The sequence below is a fragment of the Citrobacter sp. wls706 genome (assembly GCF_005281305.1).
Classification (GTDB): Bacteria; Pseudomonadota; Gammaproteobacteria; order Enterobacterales; family Enterobacteriaceae; genus Citrobacter; species Citrobacter werkmanii.
The window spans coordinates 489,253-503,978 of record NZ_SZXG01000029.1; the positions used below are offsets into that span (position 1 = coordinate 489,253).

Genomic DNA, 14,726 nt, shown 5'->3' on the forward strand with positions numbered 1-14,726 from the left:
CCCCTCTTTCTCTTTGCTATCAGACAGTTTATTGTCATATTTTTCTGGCACAGTTGGACATCTGAGAGCAATGCTCGCCATAATAAATCGGTAGTGTCCCGTGAATGAAACGGAGTAAAAGTGGTAATGGGTCAGGAAAAGCTATATATCGAGAAAGAACTCAGCTGGTTAGCGTTCAACGAACGTGTACTCCAGGAAGCTGCTGATAAATCAAACCCGTTGATCGAACGGATGCGTTTTTTAGGCATCTATTCCAATAACCTCGACGAGTTTTACAAGGTTCGTTTTGCCGAACTGAAGCGCCGAATCATCATTAGCGAAGAACAGGGTTCAAACTCTCACTCCCGCCATTTACTCGGCAAAATCCAGGCCCGCGTATTAAAAGCCGATCAGGAATTTGACGGCCTGTACAACGAATTACTGCTGGAGATGGCGCGCAACCAGATTTTCTTAATCAACGAACGCCAATTGTCGGTGAATCAGCAGAGCTGGTTACGCCATTACTTCAAGCAGTATCTTCGCCAGCACATTACGCCGATCCTGATTAACCGCGAGACGGATTTAGTCCAGTTTCTGAAAGATGACTATACCTATCTGGCGGTGGAGATTATCCGTGGTGATACGATCCGCTATGCGCTACTGGAAATCCCTTCTGACAAGGTTCCCCGTTTTGTGAATTTACCGCCGGAGACCCCGCGCCGTCGTAAACCGATGATCCTGTTGGACAACATTTTACGTTATTGCCTTGACGATATTTTCAAAGGGTTCTTTGATTACGATGCGCTGAACGCCTATTCGATGAAAATGACCCGCGACGCCGAATACGATTTAGTGCACGAGATGGAATCCAGCCTGATGGAGCTGATGTCATCCAGCCTGAAACAGCGTCTGACCGCCGAGCCTGTGCGCTTTGTTTATCAGCGAGATATGCCTAATGCGCTGGTCGAAGTGCTGCGTGAAAAACTGACCATTTCTCGCTACGACTCCATCGTTCCCGGCGGGCGTTACCATAACTTCAAAGACTTTATTAACTTCCCCAACGTTGGCAAAGCTAACCTGGTGAATAAACCACTGCCCCGTCTGCGTCACATCTGGTTCGATAACGAGAAATTCCGCAACGGATTTGATGCTATCCGCGAGCGTGATGTACTGCTTTATTATCCGTATCACACCTTTGAGCATGTGCTGGAACTGCTGCGTCAGGCCTCTTTCGACCCAAGCGTGCTGGCGATAAAAATCAACATCTACCGTGTGGCAAAAGACTCGCGCATCATCGATGCGATGATCCATGCCGCGCATAACAGTAAGAAAGTCACTGTCGTCGTGGAACTGCAGGCACGCTTCGATGAAGAAGCTAACATTCACTGGGCCAAACGTCTTACCGAAGCGGGCGTTCACGTCATCTTCTCCGCCCCAGGCCTGAAAATTCACGCCAAGCTGTTCCTTATCTCACGTAAAGAAGGCGATGAAGTCGTGCGCTATGCGCATATCGGGACCGGGAACTTCAACGAAAAAACGGCGCGACTGTATACCGACTACTCATTGCTTACCGCCGATTCGCGCATTACCAACGAAGTTCGTCGGGTATTCAACTTCATTGAAAACCCATATCGTCCGGTCACGTTTGATTATCTGCTGGTTTCTCCGCAGAACTCACGTCGCCTGCTGTACGCCATGATCGACAAAGAGATCGCCAACGCACAGCAAGGGTTACCTTCAGGTATTACGTTAAAACTGAATAACCTGGTCGATAAAGGTCTGGTGGATCGTCTCTATGCGGCCTCAGGCTCGGGCGTGCCGGTCAATTTATTGATTCGCGGTATGTGTTCTCTGATCCCGAACCTGGAAGGCATCAGCGACAATATTCGCGTTATCAGCATTGTTGACCGCTACCTCGAACATGACCGGGTCTATATTTTTGAGAATGGCGGCGATAAGCAGGTGTATCTCTCCTCGGCTGACTGGATGACAAGAAATATCGACTATCGTATCGAAGTCGCTACCCCGCTACTTGACCCGCGCCTCAAGCAACGCGTGCTGGATATCATTGATATCCTGTTTAGCGATACGGTGAAGGCTCGCTTCATCGATAAAGAACTGAGTAATCGCTACGTGCCACGTGGAAACCGCCGTAAGGTTCAGTCACAATTGGCGATTTACGACTACATCAAATCACTCGAGCAACCTGACTAACGATATGCCAATACACGACAAGTCACCGCGACCGCAGGAATTTGCTGCGGTCGACCTGGGTTCAAATAGTTTTCATATGGTCATTGCCCGTGTGGTTGATGGTGCAATGCAAATTATCGGCCGACTGAAACAACGCGTACATCTGGCGGATGGGCTCGGCGCAGACAACAAGCTGAGCGAAGAAGCAATGGAGCGCGGATTAAGCTGTTTGTCACTTTTCGCCGAACGACTGCAAGGCTTTCCCCCATCGAGCGTATGTATCGTGGGAACCCATACTCTACGTCAGGCGCTGAATGCGACCGATTTTCTCAAGCGCGCAGAAAAAGTCATCCCCTACCCGATTGAGATTATTTCCGGTAACGAAGAAGCCCGACTGATTTTTATGGGCGTTGAGCACACCCAGCCGGAAAAAGGCCGCAAGCTGGTTATCGATATCGGCGGCGGCTCAACGGAACTGGTGATCGGCGAAGATTTCGAACCCAAACTGGTTGAAAGCCGCCGTATGGGCTGCGTTAGTTTTGCTCAGATGTATTTCCCGGGCGGCGCCATTAGTCGGGAAAACTTCCAGCGCGCCCGCATGGCGGCAGCGCAGAAACTTGAAACGCTAACCTGGCAGTTTCGCATTCAGGGCTGGAACGTTGCGCTGGGCGCGTCGGGGACCATTAAAGCGGCACACGAGGTGCTGCTGGAGATGGGTGAAAAAGATGGTTTTATCACCCCCGAACGACTGCAAAAACTGACCGCTGAAGTGCTGAAGCACACGTCATTCGATGCGCTCAGTTTGCCGGGACTGTCAGAAGAACGAAAAGCGGTGTTTGTACCTGGGCTGGCTATTTTGTGTGGCGTTTTTGATGCGCTGGCTATTCGCGAACTTCGACTGTCCGATGGCGCGCTACGTGAAGGCGTGCTGTATGAGATGGAAGGCCGTTTTCGCCATCAGGATGTACGCAGCCGCACCGCCAGCAGCCTGGCTAATCAGTACAACATCGACAGTGAGCAAGCCCGCCGCGTACTGGAAACGACGATGCAAATGTACGATCAGTGGCATACGCAGCAGCCAAAGCTGGCCAATCCGCAGCTGGAAGCATTACTGCGCTGGGCTGCGATGCTGCATGAGGTTGGGCTGAACATCAACCACAGCGGTCTGCATCGCCATTCTGCTTACATTCTACAAAATAGCGATTTACCTGGATTTAATCAGGAACAACAGCTGATGATGGCAACACTAGTTCGTTACCATCGTAAAGCGGTGAAACTTGATGATTTACCCCGCTTTACGCTGTTTAAGAAAAAACAGTTTCTGCCGTTAATCCAGCTGTTGCGTCTGGGGGTATTGCTAAATAATCAGCGTCAGGCGACAACTACGCCGCCGACTCTGACCCTGTTAACCGAAGACAACCACTGGACCTTACGCTTCCCGCATGACTGGTTCAGCCAAAATGCGCTGGTCCTGCTCGATCTGGAAAAAGAGCAGCAATACTGGGACGCAGTAACCGGCTGGCGTCTCAAAATTGAAGAAGAAAGCTCACCCGATCTCGCCGCATAAGCTCTCAACAGGTGCCGGCTCGTCTGGCACCTGCTCCTCCAGAGTTTCATGCAGCGGCTGCGGTTTGCCAATCAAATACCCCTGCAAGTAATCAATCCCCAGCGAAACCACTGCACTGCGTATTTCTTCGCTTTCGACGTACTCCGCAACCACCAGCATTCTTTTCATCCGCGCCAAATGACAAATGGAGGCCACGATTTGGTAATCGAGGCTGTTCGAAACGATATTACGAATAAAACTGCCGTCAATTTTCAGGATATCGGCATTCACATTTTTCAGTCGCGCATAGCTGGCATATCCGGTCCCAAAATCATCAATCGCAATCTGACAACCCAAAGCCTGCAGCTGTAGTAACGTCGCCTGCGCCTGGTCCGCATTGGTTAAGGCATTGCTTTCCGTCACCTCAAAGATGAGTTGCCAGGCTTCAACTTTGTATTTCGTCAGTAACTGATTGATGTCATGCGGAAGCCGGGCGCGGCATACCGATGTAGGTGATAAGTTAATAGCAAACCGACGGGCAGGCATTTGTTCCCGATTCTGCGCCATAAATTTCAGCGTATTTTCAATCACCCACATGTCGATGCTGGATGACAAGCCAAACTCGTGCGCTACTGGCAAGAAATTATCCGGGGCGATAATTTCACCGTCATCCCCATGAAGTCGCAGCAGAATTTCGTGATAGACATCGCCACGCACGCCAGCGATCGGCTGCGCCATCAGGAAAAAACGATTGTGCTCCAGTGCCTGCTGCAGACGGTTCATCATCGCAACCTTATCTTTCAGGTCACGTTGTAAGTGCATCACGCCGCGCCGCTGCATATTTTCTGGAGAATTGGTCGCCAGGGAGATCTCAGCAATGGTGCTTAACTCACCGAGCAACAAATAAATGTGGTTAACCGGAGCACGAACATAGCAAAAGCTGATGCCTACCTGCGGCTGTAAAGGCATGCCATCCCAGATAAAGCGGAATTGCTTAATATGCCTGTCCAGTGCTTCAATACGTTCCTGATGAGCCTCTGTGTTAAAACGTAAAACGAGATCATTGCCCGATAATTGATAGACATGCTCATCCAGTTCTAACAGAGGTGTTATCCACTGAGCGAGTTTTTGCTTGTACTGGATACGCAGCATAATACCGTAATTTTTCACCAGCAGTTCCATGCCGGGAACCCGCAAAAAACAAAGCACTGACCAGGGCGCTTTTTTCAAATCCCGATTCAACGCGCGCAGGTTAGGAATATGTACCATCGGATCAAAGTATGCCAGACGATGGTTCCGTCGGGTAACGAACCGCTGTCGCGTTGCCAGTACGGCAATGAAATTCACTATAAAGGAGAAAACCAGATAGCTCGATGAGGTAATGGCAAGCTGGGTGTCATAGCCCGAATACCAGGGCATATAGCGCTGATAATAATGAATTGCAGTAATAAGTACGACTGACCATACCAACGAAATAAACCTGTACCCGTAACGCATTGCGCCCCAAAGCATAACGGGCAGTAACAGCGACAAGGTGTAATTCGTGCTAAATATTGAGCTTTGTTCATTTAACGGCATGCATAACATAGACATCAGTGCCATTAATATAATCGACCAGACTGCAAGCTCTGTCTTGGTGACTTTGCTATCAAACTGCTGCTTTAATTGAGAAAAATAGCCTCTAAGGTGCAAAGGATTTCGTATCGTTCGAATAATAAGATAGCACAGTGGAACCCCAACAAGATTCCCTACCAGCAAGGCCTGATAATTAATCAACGTACCAGTATTGAAGGGCATTACGCCCACCATGCCTGATTTGCTCTCATAGACGCCCACAAAGGCGGCAAACTGGAAGAGAATCAGAAACAGCGTTGCCGGGCAGAACACCTGCCAGAACATTCGCTGAAACATCAAGTGAGAATCGCCGTGCGAAACATTATTGCGTCGGGGAGTAAATACCTTATACCCGCCCCAGCTAAGCACTAACGTAACTATAAAGTGCGAAATTATTGAGAGTGTTTCAAATAGGCCAACCTGCGGATATTTATACCAGATAATGGAAATGATAATTCCTGGCAATGCCGCCCAGCCAAAAAAAAGCATCAGACTAATCATCAGCGCCAATGGCAGATAGAAAAGTACTACGGTCCCTGTACTAATATGGGCATAGGTGTTGGCGGTGCTCAATATAGGCAACAGTAAAGAAGGTAAGATGAGAGGTAACGCCCACCATCTATCTCTAATACCAATATATTTTTTATTGAGTTTCATAGATGCTCAGTAGAATCCCACACATCCTGTAGGGGGTATTCAGACAGGCATCCCACCTGACTTTAAAACGATAAAGTAAAATACATCATAAGGGCTCATCAATTTTAGTTATTAGCAAAGGGTGGCGTTTGATACATATCAAAAAAAACACCCCTCATTAATCAATTATTACTCTTTTCATTGTTTTTTATCGTTAATTCATTATTCATGTAAATAATAATATTAATTTTCATAACATAAGAGGATAAAACAACTGAAGCAATTTTACATAACGAAGAATTGACCATTCCCTCACAGTATGCCTTAATGTAAGTATCGCCCCTCGTCGGGTACACAACAAGGAACCTTTTGTGAGCCAGGTTACCAGCCTACGCAAACGACACCGATTTAACAGTCGCATGATCCGGATCGTACTGCTTATCAGCTTTCTCTTCTTCTTCGGACGCTTCGTCTACTCCGCCATTGGTGCGTGGCATCACCACCAGGACAAAAAAGAATCTCAGCAGTTAACCCAGCCGCAACAGACATCGCCAACGCAAACCGACGTACGTTGATCGCGCTTGCCTGTAATCCCCCAGCATTAAGATTCCTTACCGGATGGCTAATCGCCTGACAATTAACCATCCGGTAAGGGATTTGAGTGACGGCACTACTCATCATCTTGCCCTCGACACACATTGAAAATACAGATAATCATCCCCTGCTTTTCGCACAAATACACAATCTTTTAATCCGGCTTCACCGCACCATTCGCGCTAATTTCTTACGCTCCCGTTTACTGGACATAAAAAAGATAAAGTCAGTTCAAATAGTCTTTAATTAATATCACCAGGAAATATCACTGGCGATAACATTAATATTTCGTATGAAATTAAGACCTTATTTGAACTGTTAACATTTTTAAATACTACAGAGCAATACTATGAATGGTTTTTCATTATTCCCGAAAATAAGAAACGGAATTGAGTGGATCGCCGAGCACAGCGATGCCGTTATGCAATTCGGCTGGAATATCGTTGCTGCCGTGATTTTACTTTTTATCGGTAAACTTATCTCTCGACTACTCTCCCGTGGACTGGAAAAGTTGCTGTTAAAACGTAAAGTTGACCGGACCATCATTCAGTTCTTCACCGCCCTGGTACGTTACATCACGATCGCCTTTTTCGTGGTCGCTGCGTTGGGGAGAGTCGGTATTGAAACATCCTCCATTATTGCCGTCATTGGCGCCGCCGGACTGGCTATTGGTCTCGCGCTACAAGGATCGCTCTCCAACTTCGCCGCTGGTGTACTGTTGGTTTCCCTGCGACCTTTCCGCGCCGGAGAAATCGTGCAGATTGGCGCAGTCACCGGGACAGTTGAAAAGGTGCACATTTTCTCTACCACCCTGCTCACCGCTGACAGCAAAGAAGTGGTGATCCCAAACGGCAAGATCATCGCAGATAATATTATTAACTATTCCCGCCACCCTTTTCGTCGTATCGATCTTGTGATTGGCGTGGGTTATCAGAGTCGGATCGCAGATGTTAAGCGCGTGATTAACCATATCATCGAGCAGGACAGTCGCATCGATAAGCAACGAGGGGTAACCGTTCGTCTGGGTGAGTTAGGTGCCTCTGCGCTCAATTTTTACGTCCGCGTGTGGGTGCCTAATATTGAGTACTGGAACACCTATTACGATTTGCTGGAAAACATTAAAGAGGCCCTGGATGCTAATCATATTGACCTGCCGTATCCGCAGATGGATATTCGCGTGGAGAACGTAGCATCCCACTCTCAACCTCAGCTTCAACTGGTTGATTAGAACATCATCCATCAGAATTTCCTTCTGAAATGAGAGCAATAAAAAACCCTCTATAAACAGAGGGTTTTTTGATATTACGAATTCAGAAACCGCTTACAGAGAGGGATATTATTCCCACTCAATGGTAGCCGGTGGCTTACCGCTGATGTCATACACCACACGGGAAATGCCGTTCACTTCGTTGATGATACGGTTAGAGACGCGGCCTAAGAAGTCATACGGCAGATGCGCCCAGTGTGCGGTCATAAAGTCGATGGTTTCGACCGCGCGCAGAGAGACAACCCAGTCATATTTACGGCCATCGCCCATCACGCCAACGGAACGTACCGGCAGGAACACGGTAAACGCCTGGCTGACTTTGTTGTACAGGTCAGCTTTGTGCAGCTCTTCAATGAAGATAGCGTCCGCACGACGCAGCAGGTCGCAGTACTCTTTCTTCACTTCGCCCAGCACACGCACGCCCAGACCAGGGCCCGGGAACGGGTGACGGTACAGCATGTCGTACGGCAGGCCCAGTTCCAGACCAATTTTACGCACTTCGTCTTTGAACAGTTCGCGCAGCGGTTCAACCAGACCCATCTTCATCTCTTTCGGCAGGCCGCCCACGTTGTGGTGAGATTTGATGACGTGCGCTTTACCGGTCGCGGAAGCTGCGGATTCGATCACGTCCGGATAGATGGTGCCCTGCGCCAGCCACTTCACATCTTCCAGCTTCAGCGCTTCTTCGTCGAACACTTCCACGAACACTCGACCGATGATCTTACGTTTGGCTTCCGGATCGTTCTCGCCTTTCAGCGCTTCCAGGAAGCGCTGCTCGCCTTCCACGTGAACAATGTTCAGGCCAAAGTGGTCGCCGAACATGTCCATCACCTGCTGGGCTTCGTTCAGACGCAGCAGACCGTTGTCTACGAACACACAGGTCAGGTTTTTACCGATTGCGCGGTGCAGCAGCATGGCGGTTACGGAAGAATCCACGCCGCCGGAAAGGCCGAGGATCACTTTGTCGTCGCCAACCTGCTCGCGAATACGGACAACGGCATCATCGATGATTTTCGCCGGAGTCCACAGGGCTTCACACTGGCAGATATCGCGTACGAAGCGCTCCAGCATGCGCATGCCCTGACGGGTGTGGGTCACTTCCGGGTGGAACTGCACGCCGTAGAAGCGTTTTTCTTCGTGCGCCATAATGGCGAACGGGCAGGTCTCGGTGCTGGCAACGGTAACGAAGCCTTCCGGGATCGCGGTCACTTTGTCGCCGTGACTCATCCACACGTCAAGCAGCGGTTTGCCGTCGGCGGTCAGAGAATCTTCGATACCGCGAATCAGTGCGCTGTCGGTCTGTACCTCAACCTGGGCGTAGCCGAATTCACGCTCGTTAGAACCTTCAACGTGGCCACCCAGCTGCATTGCCATGGTCTGCATACCGTAGCAGACGCCGAAGACCGGCACGCCGGCGTTGAAGACGTACTCAGGCGCGCGCGGGCTGTTTGCTTCGGTGGTGCTTTCCGGGCCACCGGAGAGGATGATGCCGCTCGGGTTGAACTCACGGATTTGTGCTTCAGTAACATCCCATGCCCACAGTTCACAGTAGACGCCCAGTTCACGTACGCGACGTGCAACCAGTTGGGTGTACTGCGATCCGAAATCGAGGATGAGAATGCGATGTTTATGAATATTGTCTGTCATTTGACGATAATTCCGAGGCAAGTGAAACAATAACAAAACGCCCGGTTTAAAACCGGGCGCGGAAACTTATCAGGAGCCCAAGCGGTAGTTCGGGGACTCTTTGGTGATAGTCACGTCATGAACGTGGCTTTCCTGGATACCCGCACCGCTGATACGCACGAATTCAGCCTTCGTACGCAGCAGGTCGATGGTACCACAACCGGTCAGACCCATACAGGAGCGCAGGCCGCCCATCTGCTGGTGAATGATCTCTTTCAGGCGGCCTTTATACGCTACGCGACCTTCGATACCTTCCGGCACCAGTTTGTCAGCGGCGTTGTCGCTTTGGAAGTAACGGTCGGAAGAACCTTTGGACATCGCACCCAGAGAGCCCATACCGCGGTAAGATTTGTAAGAGCGGCCCTGGTACAGTTCGATTTCGCCCGGGGATTCTTCGGTACCGGCCAGCATCGAGCCAACCATGACGGCAGCGGCACCAGCAGCAATCGCTTTGGCTATGTCGCCGGAGAAACGGATACCGCCGTCAGCGATAACCGGAATACCGGTACCTTCCAGCGCTTCAACCGCGTCAGAAACGGCAGTGATCTGCGGAACGCCCACGCCAGTAACGATACGAGTCGTACAGATGGAGCCAGGGCCGATACCCACTTTCACCGCGCTGCAACCAGCTTCCGCCAGTGCGCGAGCGCCTGCGCCAGTGGCGACGTTACCGCCGATGATTTGCAGGTCAGGATATTTAGCACGGGTTTCACGGATACGTTGCAGCACGCCTTCAGAGTGACCGTGAGAGGAGTCGATCAACAGCACGTCAACGCCCGCAGCAACCAGCGCGTCAACACGTTCTTCGTTACCAGCACCAGCGCCTACAGCTGCACCGACGCGCAGACGACCATGCTCGTCTTTACATGAGTTCGGTTTACGTTCCGCTTTCTGGAAATCTTTAACGGTGATCATGCCGAGCAGATGGAAGCTGTCATCAACAACCAGCGCTTTCTCTACACGCTTTTCGTGCATTTTGGCCAGCACGACATCACGTGCTTCACCTTCACGCACAGTCACCAGACGCTCTTTTGGCGTCATGTATACGCTAACCGGCTGGTTCAGGTCAGTCACAAAGCGCACGTCACGACCGGTGATGATACCAACCAGCTCGTTGTCTTCAGTCACTACCGGGTAACCCGCAAAACCGTTACGCTCGGTCAGTTCTTTCACTTCACGCAGGGTGGTGGTTGGCAGCACCGTCTGCGGGTCGGTTACCACGCCAGATTCGTGTTTTTTCACGCGGCGAACTTCTTCAGCCTGGCGCTCGATAGACATGTTCTTGTGGATAAAACCGATGCCGCCTTCCTGTGCCAGGGCAATTGCCAGGCGCGCTTCCGTCACGGTATCCATTGCTGCGGAGAGCATAGGAATGTTCAGGCGAATGGTTTTCGTCAACTGGGTGCTGAGGTCAGCAGTATTCGGCAGAACGGTAGAATGAGCGGGAACGAGGAGGACGTCGTCAAACGTCAGGGCTTCTTTTGCGATACGTAGCATGGGCAATATCTCACCTGGGAGGTTATTAAATATTGCCGCGGCATTATACAGAGCGTAACCGATTGCATCCACACTTTTTTGCAAAAAAACCTTGCGCTCCTCTGTGAGCATGTTACTTTCGACTGAATAACCTGCTGATTTAGAATTTGATCCCGCTCACATGTTATCCTCTCAGACCACCTCAATTTTTACCGTAAGCCGCCTGAACCAGACGGTTCGTTTGCTGCTTGAGCAGGAGATGGGACAAGTGTGGATCAGCGGTGAAATCTCGAATTTCACTCAGCCGTCCTCCGGTCACTGGTATTTCACGCTCAAAGATGACACCGCCCAGGTACGCTGCGCGATGTTTCGCAACAGCAACCGTCGGGTAACATTCCGCCCGCAGCACGGGCAACAGGTGCTGGTGCGCGCCAACATCACGCTGTATGAGCCACGCGGCGACTACCAGATTATCGTCGAGAGTATGCAGCCTGCGGGCGAAGGGCTATTGCAGCAAAAATATGAGCAGTTGAAAGCCAAACTGCAGGCGGAAGGATTGTTCGATCAGCAAAATAAGCAGCCTCTGCCCTCCCCGGCCCACTGTGTCGGGGTGATTACCTCGAAAACCGGTGCGGCACTGCACGATATTCTCCACGTTCTAAAACGCCGCGACCCATCGCTGCCGGTGGTGATTTACCCCACCGCGGTACAGGGCGACGATGCGCCGGGGCAGATCGTGCGCGCGATTGAACTGGCCAACGCCCGCGGCGAGTGCGACGTGTTAATTGTCGGGCGCGGCGGTGGCTCGCTGGAAGATTTATGGAGTTTTAACGACGAACGCGTGGCGCGGGCAATCTTTGCCAGCCGTATTCCGGTGGTTAGCGCCGTCGGCCACGAAACCGACGTCACTATCGCTGATTTTGTCGGCGACCTGCGTGCGCCGACGCCGTCGGCAGCGGCAGAAATTGTCAGCCGCAACCAGCAGGAGTTGTTGCGTCAGATCCAGTCCATCCAGCAGCGTCTGGAAATGGCGATGGACTACTACATCGCCAACCGTACTCGTCGATTTACCCAGCTTCATCACCGTTTGCAACAGCAGCATCCGCAGCTGCGTCTGGCCCGTCAGCAAACGTCGCTGGAGCGGTTGCGCCAGCGGATGGGATTTGCGCTTGAAAATAAGATTAAACAGGCAAATCAGCGTCAGCAACGCATGCTGCAACGTCTCAATCAGCAAAACCCGCAGCCACGCATTTATCGCGCACAAACCCGTATCCAGCAACTGGAATATCGCCTGGCCGAAACCATTCGCGCGCGCCTCAGCGAACAGCGCGAACGTTTTGGTAATGCGGTTACTCATCTCGAAGCGGTCAGTCCGCTGGCGACCCTGGCGCGCGGCTATAGCGTTTCTACCACCACTGGCGGCGGCGTACTGAAACAGATCAAACAGGTCAGCGCAGGCGATGTCATCACCACCCGACTAGCAGATGGCTGGGTGGAAAGCGAAGTTAGGGGCGTAACGGCGGCGAAAAAAACGCGGAAGAAAAAGCCGGTTTAAACCGGCACATACTCCACGCGTTTTTTCGAAATAAGCCCATGGCCATGCTGACAGAAATAATCTATCGCGCCACAGGCCTTTAGTACTTCGAGTGGTTGATGGCACTCTGGGCAACGTGCTTCCAGTTGAAGATCTTTTTGACAACTCTCACAGTGCGCCGCACCGTTTTGTGGTTCCAGTTCAGCGTGGCAATCCGGGCAAATGATAGACATAACAACTCCAGTACAGGGCTCCATTCTTGTGTTGAGTTTAACACGCTACGCTGAATGTCGCCCAGGCCCAACAAAACATCATACCTCATCAATTGAATGACCGGGGCATAGCCTCTGCCCCGGCACAATCGAGGTGTTATCAGGCGCTGGTTGCCGGTTTAGTTTGCGTATTCTCCAGCATGCGACGAATCGGCACAATGAGGACGATCAGGACCGCGGCGCAGATCAGCAGCGCAATCGAGCAGCGAGCGAAGAGATCCGGCAGCATATCCAGTTGGTCAGCCTTCACATGACCGCCAATCAGACCTGCGGCCAGGTTACCCAGCGCACTGGCACAGAACCACAGACCCATCATCTGCCCACGCATTCTTTCCGGTGCCAGCAGCGTCATGGTCGCCAGGCCGATCGGGCTCAGACACAGCTCGCCAAGCGTCAGCATCAGGATACTGCCCACCAGCCAGAATGGAGAAACGCCCGCCCCGCCGTTGCTGAGAACGTTTTGCGCCGCCAACATCATCAAGCCAAAGCCTGCCGCCGCACACAAAATGCCGATAACAAACTTAGTGATGCTGCTCGGGCGAATGTTCATGCTCGCCAGCTTCGGCCACGCCCAGCTGAATACCGGCGCCAGCAGGATGATAAACAGGGCATTTATCGACTGGAACCAGACCGCCGGAATTTCAAAATCACCGATCATACGGTTCGTGTAGTCGTTGGCGAACAGGTTGAACGAGGTTGGCTTTTGCTCAAACGCCGACCAGAAGAATGCGGCGGAAACCAGCAGGATAAAGCAAACCAGCAGTCTGGCGCGCTCTTTGCGATTCAGGCCGGCAAAGATGAACAGGTAGATAAAGTAGAGCGCAACAGAGGCGGCAATCACGTACACCAGTATGCTGGCAACCGCGACCGGATTAATCACAATCACGCCCTGCGCAATCAGCGTAACGATAACCGCCACACCGACAGCCAGCGCGAGTAGCCATGCGCCCACACCGTTACGCTTCACTACCGGGCTGTTCCAGGTCGAGTCCAGTCCCACTTCGCTGTCGTAGCGTTTCATCGACGGAACGGCAAACACACGGAAGATGATTAACGCCACCAGCATCCCGATACCACCGATACCGAAGCCCCAATGCCAGCCATGGGTTTTAATCAACCAACCGGAGATCAAGGGGGCGATGAATGATCCCATATTGATGCCCATGTAAAACAGCGAGAAACCGCCGTCACGACGCGCATCGCCTTTTTTATACAATGTGCCAACCATGACCGAAATACAGGTCTTAAACAGACCGGAACCGAGCACGATAAACATCAGGCCGATAAAGAACAGGTTGTTACCCATAATGGCCGAAAGCGCAATCGACAGATGACCAAGCGCAATCAGGATGGAGCCGTACCATACCGCTTTCTGTTGGCCGAGCCAGTTATCCGCCAGCCAACCACCCGGCAGCGCAGCGAGATACATCGTACCGGCAAAGATACCCACAATCGCCGAGGCGTTTTCACGGGCCAGCCCCATGCCGCCGTCATAGACGGTAGCCGCCATAAACAGGATCAGTAATGGGCGAATGCCATAAAACGAGAAACGCTCCCACATCTCTGTGAAGAACAGCGAGCCGAGCGGATAAGGATGACCGAAGAAAGTTCGGCTTTCTTTTTGATTAACAGAGGATTGCATAATTCTCCCGAAAGTTATGTCGTCGTGCGTGTAAACACCGCGATGTACGCCAGCCAGTTACGTATCTGACCGATTTTTTACATGCGGCGAAAAGTTATTTAACCATTTGATAACTTAAGGCTAGTTTTGTCAAGTACCAGCCCCCGGACTTTAAGATGAAAACTCGACAAATGTCTACTTTCTTAGATTTAAACTTGGTAAAAAACGAATAGTGATTGACATCGCACGGGCTGAAGCTGGCGATGGAATAACGAAAAAAAACCCGCGGCAAGCGCGGGTTTTTATCA

At 51.3% G+C, this 14,726-nt stretch carries 11 protein-coding genes; 5 read left to right on the plus strand and 6 right to left on the minus strand.

What is annotated here, in order from left to right; translation table 11 throughout:
• The first annotated feature begins 126 nt into the window (after nucleotides 1-126).
• Nucleotides 127-2,193, plus strand: coding sequence for a polyphosphate kinase 1 (gene ppk1 / locus FDW92_RS07270; protein ID WP_042306859.1), 2,067 nt, complete (start codon nucleotides 127-129; stop codon nucleotides 2,191-2,193).
• A gap of 4 nt (nucleotides 2,194-2,197) precedes the next feature.
• Nucleotides 2,198-3,739 (plus strand): exopolyphosphatase, encoded by a 1,542-nt coding sequence (gene ppx / locus FDW92_RS07275; protein WP_042306855.1) that lies wholly within the window; start codon nucleotides 2,198-2,200, stop codon nucleotides 3,737-3,739.
• On the opposite strand, the gene FDW92_RS07280 is transcribed toward ppx, so the two are convergent.
• Together FDW92_RS07280 and FDW92_RS23180 are read right to left on the minus strand one after the other, a co-directional pair.
• Nucleotides 3,719-5,989, minus strand: a complete 2,271-nt coding sequence (locus FDW92_RS07280) for a sensor domain-containing phosphodiesterase (RefSeq protein WP_042306853.1) — start codon at nucleotides 5,987-5,989, stop codon at nucleotides 3,719-3,721. The genes ppx and FDW92_RS07280 overlap by 21 nt on opposite strands.
• Before the next feature lie 161 nt (nucleotides 5,990-6,150).
• Entirely contained in the window at nucleotides 6,151-6,276 is a 126-nt protein-coding gene (locus FDW92_RS23180; RefSeq protein ID WP_227255164.1) for a hypothetical protein, read from the minus strand.
• A 63-nt stretch (nucleotides 6,277-6,339) separates the two neighbouring features.
• Between FDW92_RS23180 and FDW92_RS07285 the strand changes: the two genes are divergently transcribed.
• Both FDW92_RS07285 and mscS read left to right on the plus strand, forming a co-directional pair.
• Nucleotides 6,340-6,543: a YfgG family protein gene (locus tag FDW92_RS07285; RefSeq protein WP_032939486.1), complete on the plus strand. Its 204-nt coding sequence runs from the start codon at nucleotides 6,340-6,342 to the stop codon at nucleotides 6,541-6,543.
• A gap of 368 nt (nucleotides 6,544-6,911) precedes the next feature.
• Nucleotides 6,912-7,790, plus strand: coding sequence for a small-conductance mechanosensitive channel MscS (gene mscS / locus FDW92_RS07290; protein WP_042306850.1), 879 nt, complete (start codon nucleotides 6,912-6,914; stop codon nucleotides 7,788-7,790).
• A gap of 108 nt (nucleotides 7,791-7,898) precedes the next feature.
• Here the strand turns inward: mscS and guaA are convergent, their stop codons facing one another.
• A complete protein-coding gene (gene guaA, locus FDW92_RS07295; protein WP_042306761.1) occupies nucleotides 7,899-9,476 on the minus strand; it encodes a glutamine-hydrolyzing GMP synthase in 1,578 nt (525 codons plus the stop codon).
• A 69-nt stretch (nucleotides 9,477-9,545) separates the two neighbouring features.
• A complete protein-coding gene (gene guaB / locus FDW92_RS07300; RefSeq protein WP_038642597.1) occupies nucleotides 9,546-11,012 on the minus strand; it encodes an IMP dehydrogenase in 1,467 nt (488 codons plus the stop codon).
• A 160-nt stretch (nucleotides 11,013-11,172) separates the two neighbouring features.
• Between guaB and xseA the strand changes: the two genes are divergently transcribed.
• The gene (gene xseA, locus FDW92_RS07305) at nucleotides 11,173-12,546 is read left to right on the plus strand and encodes an exodeoxyribonuclease VII large subunit (protein WP_042306758.1); all 1,374 of its coding nucleotides are present in this window, start codon (nucleotides 11,173-11,175) and stop codon (nucleotides 12,544-12,546) included.
• Here the strand turns inward: xseA and FDW92_RS07310 are convergent.
• Nucleotides 12,543-12,758 carry a zinc ribbon domain-containing protein gene (locus FDW92_RS07310; protein WP_072014717.1) on the minus strand — a complete coding sequence of 72 codons (216 nt, stop codon included), beginning with the start codon at nucleotides 12,756-12,758 and terminating at the stop codon, nucleotides 12,543-12,545. The genes xseA and FDW92_RS07310 overlap by 4 nt on opposite strands.
• 139 nt (nucleotides 12,759-12,897) lie before the next feature.
• Entirely contained in the window at nucleotides 12,898-14,439 is a 1,542-nt protein-coding gene (locus FDW92_RS07315) for a peptide MFS transporter (protein WP_042306756.1), read from the minus strand.
• Nucleotides 14,440-14,726: the final 287 nt, after the last annotated feature.